Genomic DNA, 3067 nt, shown 5'->3' on the forward strand with positions numbered 1-3067 from the left:
TTCCAGATGCTGTTATTCATGGTGACGTTCAGCAGGCCGCCTTTCACGTTATCGCTGTAGGCGCTTCCCGTCCACATCGAGCCGGCGGCCATATCCAGAGTAATAATCCCACCTTCAGCACGCGCTCCGCCGAGGATCTGCATTTTTCCCGCCGCGCTGATGCGGCTGTCCGGGTGGGGAAGCTGAACATAGCTGTTATGCTCAGTACGAATAGCCGCATAAGCCCCATCAGTCGTTCTGATGGCGAGATCGCCCGTCAGATCGATCCGGCCGCCGTTCACAGCGTAAACGCCCCGATCGGTAAGGGTCAGATTTTCACCGGTCACTGTACTATTTGTTCCTGAGTATACTGCCGCACCGAAGATATCGGTATTTTTCAAATTAATAACACCGCCGAAAGACGCCATGACGCTGTATTGGCGCGGATTCTTAGTGATTATCGTATTCCGCTTATCCGCCGTGCCAAAATAGTTAATGATAGTGGTCTTATTTCTGGCGCTCAGTGACGAACCGTTTTCTGTATTAATATAGCTGCCTGCGCCAATATTAGCAGTCCCCCCAGTCATATTTAAGCCTTCATGCGCTCCAGGCCCCGTGACAAACATTGTTAAGGTTTTTACGCTAATATTCCCCTTCCTGTTATAGATCCCCCCACTACCTTCTCTGTCGCTTGCATTATAGATTGTTAAGGAATTCGCCGTAATTTCACCGCCATCATTATAGATACCTATTGCCCCCTTTCCGCTGCTTTTAATCAGGGTGTCGCCACCTAAATCAACGATAGCGTTAGCCTGCATATCTATACCACGAGCGGCGTCGCCCTGCGTATCGATCGTTAAATCAGTGGCGGTAACACGCGGGCCATTTTCCACACTATCCTGATTATCAGGATCATATGTTGCGATACCTTTACTTAAATCTCCCTTCGTATTAATTACACTATCGTTGCCAAGATCAATAATAGCGTTACCCTGTACGCTTATACCTTTAGAGGAATAGCCCTGCGCATCGATAGTTAAACCGGTGGCGGTAAAACGCGGGCTGTATTCGACACTATCGCTGTCATCAGCGTTATATATTGCAACGGCGGTTCTGTAACTCCCCCTCGAGTTAATTATGCTGCCGCTGCCGAGATCAACGACAGCGTTACGCTCTATCCTTATCACATCTTTAACAGTAAAAGCCGAAGTATCGTTGCCACTTTCAACGGTAAGACCGGTGGCGGTAAAACTGGCCGGACTACGGTAGGCGATGCCATCGCTGTCGATACCTTTGACGATAAGACCTGTAGAGTCTTCGTCCACTCTGATTGTGCTGCCGCTGCCTAAATCGGCGCTGCCGTTAATACACAAAGCGCACTCTGACTTATCAGACATTTCAACGATAAGCCTGTCGGCTACCAGCGTGGAGGTGTCACCGACAATAATGCCCTTATCAGAGGTTGCACTAATCTGGCTCCCGGTTCCCAGGTCGGCGTACACATTTTTACCGGTCAGCGCAATACCCGTTTCACTTTTTCCTGTAATTTCAACGATCAGGCCGTTCGCCGTTAACACGCTGCCGTCGGCTTCAATGCCGATACCGTTAGCACGATGAATAGATGATTTGCCATGCGCGATAATTGAAACGTTATTGCCAAGGTCGACGGTTCCCTTCTCTCCTGCCGGCACGATAACGCCGTAGATCCCCTTATCCGGGACGGATTTGTCGGCAACGATCCTGGTCCCGTCATTAACTTTGATATGTGCACCAGCCTGCGTACCAATTTCAATCGCCTGCGCCTGTGGCAGAAAAACCCCGCCGCTCAGGCCGAGTAACCCCGCCTGCGCCAGCCGGCGCTGAAGTACAGCACCGGCGAACGTAAAGGCCAACGCTTTCCGTAATTCCCTGTTCAGTAGATTTAAGTCCATAATCCCTTTTCCATGACTGACGTATCGTTAAAGCCTGTGATTTATATGCCTGCCTTTTCGTCTGCTAAAGAGCGGGCTTCAATACGGGCTTCTTCAGAATACTTTCTGGTGTCACCAGAAAGTATTAACGGGCTATAGTTTCAGAAAGAAAGCAGCGCCGTTCTGCCGCTTATCCGGGTCGCCAGGCTTCCGGCCTCTCCTTACCGATGGCATTCTGCGGATATGCAAAGACGTTGCTGACAACGCTATTATTTTCCTGCTGTTTGTATACAAACCTAATTATTCAGGGTATATACCCGTCATACTTCAAGTTGCATATGCGTTGGCTTTATTCGGCCCGGGGGCCTCACCCTGAAGGGCCGCCGCCAGCGGCGTTCAAATCAGCTAAACTGATTTGCCCTCGCTCACCCCGGACACTTACTCCAGTAAGCTCCTGGGGATTAATGAGAGACAGCCTGCGGCTGTTCAAATTCGCTTCTGACGAATCTGTCTCTGCGTCGCCGCGTGATTCGGCCTGAAGACCTCACCCCTTCGGGGCCAGCCCCGGGGCTGTTCAAAACGCGCTGCGTTTTGTCCTGCTACTCGAATTATTTAGGATATATAATCAATGATGTCCGAAACAGGACTGCAGGCCGCAAAGACAGGGGCCTGCCTGACGGATCCTGTATTTACGCCTCTGATTTTACAGACCTATATATTATCAATGCCGCACACCGGCATTAATCAGGAGATTAGCGTAATTTATTGGCAGTCTCGCAAATTATCTAAAATGCTTCAACCAGTTTTTCTCCGGGTTGGTTTCTCAGTGCTCCGGACAGTTTCACTTAACAGAATTATCCTATTCATATAACGCCGGGCGGGGAAGCTATGTTTATTCGGAACAATTATTTTATCAATATATACCCGTCATACTTCAAGTTGCATGTGCGTTGGCTTTATTCGGCCCGGGGGCCTCACCCCTTCGGGGCCAGCCCTGGGCTGTTCAAAACACGCTGCGTTTTGTCCTGCAACTCGAATTATTTAGGGTATATAATTTAAACGATAAACATTTTAATTTTCAGAATATTCCACCGTAACGCTATTTTTTATAAGCGCCACACCCTCCTGCGGACAAATAAAAAAGGGACGAAGCCGAAGCCCGTCCCTGTGGTCGGGGT

1 pseudogene is annotated in these 3067 nt (G+C 49.5%); it reads right to left on the minus strand.

From position 1 onward, the window contains the following. Nucleotides 1-1910: pseudogene (locus tag GJV78_RS22465) on the minus strand (hypothetical protein); the annotation flags it as partial. Between the last annotated feature and the right edge of the window lie 1157 nt (nucleotides 1911-3067).

Origin of the sequence: Intestinirhabdus alba (assembly GCF_009711095.1) — a bacterium.
GTDB lineage: Bacteria > Pseudomonadota > Gammaproteobacteria > Enterobacterales > Enterobacteriaceae > Intestinirhabdus > Intestinirhabdus alba.